The 4,881-nt window shown below is 61.0% G+C and carries 2 protein-coding genes and 1 pseudogene; all 3 read right to left on the bottom strand.

Features of this window, described 5'->3' with window-relative positions; translation table 11 throughout:
• Positions 1-633 precede the first annotated feature (633 nt).
• Positions 634-2,244 (bottom strand): trypsin-like serine protease, encoded by a 1,611-nt coding sequence (locus QRM95_RS20875; protein WP_285249332.1) that lies wholly within the window; start codon positions 2,242-2,244, stop codon positions 634-636.
• A 280-nt stretch (positions 2,245-2,524) separates the two neighbouring features.
• Complete coding sequence (locus QRM95_RS20870; RefSeq protein WP_285249331.1) at positions 2,525-4,114, bottom strand: trypsin-like serine protease; 1,590 nt, start codon at positions 4,112-4,114, stop codon at positions 2,525-2,527.
• Between the two features lie 417 nt (positions 4,115-4,531).
• Positions 4,532-4,881: pseudogene (locus QRM95_RS20865) on the bottom strand (hypothetical protein); the annotation flags it as partial.

The following is a 4,881-nucleotide window of genomic DNA, read 5'->3' as shown; positions in this document are numbered from 1 at the left end:
TTAGTCGTTGGCTGTGTGTGGTAACCACCAACCTAAGAGGTCTTCACCTATTCACAACGCAACCAACGTCCTGACTCAGTACACCTAGGGCCTAGAAGCTGGATTGGAGGCAACGGCCGGACAGCGGGGAACGGACGTACACCAAGCTGCGGCCCGACGTCGCCGATTTCTTCGCCGGTCTCCAGGCCGCCCGGGAAGCCGACTGGGACCACTACAGGATCGGTCCCGCCATGGGACTGCACACGCGCGCCGCCTCCCGCCGCGAAGGAAGACCCCCGTGAGGTTCTCCACCGGACCAAGCGGCCCGCCGTGCCCGAGGTGGAGATCCCGGCAGCTGACGCCGAGCTCAGACGCGGCAACGACGAGGACGGGGTCTTGCTGGTCACTGGTACCTGCGAGGAGCTAGCCGGGATGAGCTGGCGGCCGCCGTCGGCCAGGACTGGGAAACCGTCCGCAAACGCCTCGTCCGCCGCGGCCTGATGGCTGGCCGCGACTAAGCCCGTTCAGCAGGAAGTCCCGGCTGGAGCGGTCTCCGGCCGGGACTCCCAGCGTCTCAGAACAGCCATTTACAGGTCAGGTTGCGATGAGGCGTGCCCAAAACCCCTTCGAGCACCGTGCAGTCCAGCCACCTGGTTACTGGCCGACCGCCAAGAAACCCGGGCTCTGGGTGTAGACCAAGGGGGTTGCGCCGCTGCCGTCCAAGTTTGCCCTGTTGATCGTGCCGTCGTCGAGGCTAGTCCAGTAAAGGTGGCTCCCGTCTACTGCCACAACATAGGGCCTGTTCTGGCCTCCGGCCGGAAAGGTTACGCCGGTGCCGTCCAGGTTGGCCTCGCCGATCGTGCCGTCGCCAAGGACAGTCCAGTAGATGTGACTACTGTCAACCGCCAGGCCATAGGGGCCGTTCTGGCTCGTCACGAGTGTCGTCACCCCGGTGCCGTCAAGGTTTGCCCTGTTGATCGTGCCGCCGACGCCACTGGTGGTCCAGTAGATATGGCTGCTGTCTGCCGCCACTCCGTACCCGATGCTCTGGTCAGTGACCACCACGGTTGTTAGTCCGGTGCCGTCAAGGTTTGCTCTGTTGATCGTGCCGTCGCCGAGGTTGTTCCAGTAGATGTATCGTCCGTTTACCGCTACCCCGTATGGGCTGTTCTGGCCGGTGGCGAGTGTGGTTGCGCCGGTGCCGTCCAGGTTTGCCCTTCGGATGGTGCCGTCGCTATAGGTGGCCCAGTAGATATGGGTGTTGTCTACCGCCACCCCGTACGGGCCGTTCTGGCCCGTGGCCAGTGTGGAGACGCCCATGCCGTCCAGATTGGCTTTGGTGATCGTTCCGGTGCCAAAGGTGGTCCAGTACAGATGCGCGGTAGCCACCGGTTTCGGGGGGATGTTGGCGATGCGGGCTTGCAGCCAATTCAGCTCATAGGCTATCGAAGTCGATTCCATCCTGTACTTCGCTTGGGGCACACTTGGCACCTTGCTCGTAATGTGTCCTTCGTTTAGCCCGACGAGCTTCCAAACCCCGTTATCAAGCCAAATCACCGGGCCTCCGCTGTCACCGGAGTTAGTCGACGACCTCTGCGAGAAGGTGCAGATCTGGGAGGCCTTGTCGAGGTATTGGGCGCACAGACCGTCGGTGCCAACGGTGGACGCCATATCCTTTAGTTGCCAGCTCGGGGCTAGGTTCACATAGCAGTCCGGCTGTTTTTTCGCCAGAGGGTCATCTGGGCACCCGTAACCGGCCTGGACGACCTGGGCACCGACTGGCGGCTCAGTAGACGCCAGAGGAATCGTGGGCTCGTTGACAGAATTATTTAGAACCAGGAAGGCGATGTCGTCAGCGCGGGTAGGCGAGTTTATGGCGTAATTGAGGTTCGGGTAGGACTGGGCCGTGACTGTGTAGGCGCCGGGCTGACCCGCGTGAAAGGTGACAGCCACGGAAGCCGCGATGCCATTATCGTGGCTGTCGACGCAATGGGCATCCGTGACGACGATGTCACTGGAGATGAGCGAACCTGTGCAGGCCTCGTGCTGATTGTTGGGGTAAGTAGTCAGGAGCTTGACGACGAATCCGAACTGCGAAGGATCCGGGTTGACCCCGTTGAACACGGCGTTGGCGGGCACGGCCGTCAGGCCAGCGAGAAACGGCATAATCAGCAGTGCGGGGACAAAAAGCAGAAGCCGCCGGCGGACAGCTTCAAGTGTTCGGCGAATTGGGGATCTGTGCGGGCGCGGCTGGATACCTTGCATGGAATCTTCCGTTCGAGAATTTGCGAGGGCGGCGTAGTGAGGAAACTGGAGCCACTTCTTGACTCACCAGCGGACGGTCGCTCCCAGCAGCGCAGACATTCACCTTGCTCCTGCCAAGCACAAATCGTCAAGGACCGCCCCTGAATCCATGCAAAAAGCCCCGGCGGGAGCGGTCTCCGGCCGGGGCCTTTTGCGTCAGAACAGCTGCCTTTTGTGGCTTACTGTTGCGATGAGGCGGCCAAAAACCGCTTCGAGTTCAATGCAGTTCAGCGACCGCTAGTTACGGGCCGATCGCCAGGACGGCCGGGTCCTGATTGTAGACAAGAGTGGTGACGCCGGTTCCGTCCAGGTTAGCCTCGCCAATCGTGCCATCGCCGACGTTAGTGAAGTAGATGTGACTGCTGTCGACCGCCATCCCGTAGGGGCTGTGCTGTCCTGCTTCCAGGGTGGTTACGCCGGTGCCGTCCAGGTTTGCCCTGTTGATCGTGCCGAAGCCGGAGTCAGTCCAGTAGATGTGACCACTATCCACCGCCATCCCGTTGGGGTTGCTCAGGCCCGTGACCAGTGTGGTTACTCCGGTGCCGTCCAGGTTGGCCTTGCTGATCGTTCCGTAGTTATCGGTCCAGTAGACGTGGCTGCTGTCTACCGCTACACCGTATGGGCGGTTTTGACCTGTGACCAGTGTGGTTACGCCGGTGCCGTCCAGGTTTGCTTCGCTGATCGTTCCGTCGTAAAACGAGGTCCAATAGAGGTGATTGCCGTCTACGGCCATCCCGAAAACGTTGTTCTGGCCCGTGATTAGGGTGGTTACGCCGGTGCCGTCTAGGTTGGCCCTGCTGACCGTTCCAAAGTCATGGGAGGTCCAGTAAACGTGGCTGCTGTCGACGGCTATCCCGTATGGGGTGATCTGGTTTGTGACCAGCGGGGTTACAGCAGTACCGTCCAGATTGGACCTGGTGATCGTTCCAGCCGAATAGATGGTCCAGTACAGATGCGCGGGGGCCGCCGGTTTCGGATGGATGTTGGCGATGCTGGTCTGGATCCAATTCAGCTCGTAGGCGATCGAAGTGGACGTCATCCTGTACTTCGCATAGGGCGGCTTGATCGGAAGGTGCCCTTCGTTGAGCCCGACGAGCTTGCGCACCCCGTTATCAAGCCAAATCACCGGGCCTCCGCTGTCACCGACGGTAGTCGACGACTTCTGCGAGAAGGTGCAGAACTGGGAGGCCTGATCGATGTGTGGAACGCAAAGGCTATCGGAGCCAACGGTGGACGTCATGCCCTTGAGTTGCCAGCTCGGGGCTAGGTTCACGTAACAGTCCGGCTGTTTTTTCGCCAGGGGGTCATCTGGGCACCCGTAACCGGCTTGGACAACCTGGTCACCGACAGGCGGTTCAGTCGCGGCCAAGGGAATGGTGGGTTCGTTGACCGGAGAGCTCAGGACCAGAAGTGCGATGTCGTCAGGGTACGGCAACTTCATAGAGTAGTTGGGGCTCGGGAAGGCTTGGGCTGTAACCGTGTAGGCGCCGGGCTGACCCGCATGGAAGGTGGCCGCAACGGAAACCGCGTCACCGTTTTTGGAGCTTTTTACGCAATGGGCATCCGTGACGACGATGTCACTGGAGATGAGCGAACCTGTGCAGGCCTCGTGCTGATTGTTGGGGTAAGTAGTCAGGAGCTTGACGACGAATCCGAACTGCGAAGGATCCGGGTTGACCCCGTTGAACACGGCGTTGGCGGGCACGGCCGTCAGGCCAGCCAGAAACGGCATAATCAGCAGTGCGGGGACAAAAAGCAGAAGCCGCCGGCGGACAGCTTCAAGTGTTCGGCGAATTGGGGATCTGAGCGGGCGCGGCTGGATACCTTGCATGGAATCTTCCGTTCGAGAATTTGCGAGGGCGGCGTAGTGAGGAAACTGGAGCCACTTCTTGACTCACCAGCGGACGGTCGCTCCCAGCAGCGCAGACATTCACCTTGCTCCTGCCAAGCACAAATCGTCAAGGACCGCCCCTGAATCCATGCAAAAAGCGCCGGCGGGAGCGGTCTCCGGCCGGGGCCTTCTGGTGTCTGGGCTGCCTAGTCCTCGCGGACCAGCAGTTCGATCAGGCCGATCTCGGCCAGGCTCTGACCGCGCCTAACCTCATAATTCAGGCCCAGCATCTGATGGTTGCGCCGCGGCGGCACAGGTCTTCACACCCGGGTCATGCGCCCGCAGGCAGCCTCGTCCTTCATAGCTTGGCGGGGAGATACCAACTTAGTGCGACGACGCTGGCGAACACCTGAGCCCTCAGAACCAGCTCTTAGTCTGCTTTCCGCTCCTGGGCCCGAACGGATCAAAAATACTCCGGGCCTGTCGGCCGCTGCGACTACTGGACGCTGCTTTGCGGGCCTGATATTCCGCTTGCTTGCGGACGCGTTCAGCCTGTCGTGCCTGGTATTCGGCCTGCCTCCGTGCGTTCTCACGTTCTCGTTCGGCTTGACGCGCTTGGTATTCCGCTTGCTTCCGCGCACGCTCAGCCTGACGAGCCTCCCATTCCTTCTGCTTGCGCTCCTTTTCAGCCTGACGCTCCTGCCACTCCTTCTGCTTCCGCGCACGCTCAGCCTGACGAGCCTCCCATTCCTTCTGCTTGCGCTCCT

Origin of the sequence: Pseudarthrobacter sp. efr-133-R2A-89 (genome assembly GCF_030209315.1) — a bacterium.
In the GTDB taxonomy this organism is placed as follows: Bacteria; Actinomycetota; Actinomycetes; order Actinomycetales; family Micrococcaceae; genus Arthrobacter.
Note: the sequence above shows the minus strand (reverse complement) of the source record. Positions and strands in the feature narration are given on the sequence as shown.

Bases quoted from the DNA above. Each gene is read 5' to 3' on its own strand.
- QRM95_RS20875 (WP_285249332.1), bottom strand. From the start codon at position 2,244: ATGCAAGGTATCCAGCCGCGCCCGCACAGATCCCCAATTCGCCGAACA.
- QRM95_RS20870 (WP_285249331.1), bottom strand. From the start codon at position 4,114: ATGCAAGGTATCCAGCCGCGCCCGCTCAGATCCCCAATTCGCCGAACA.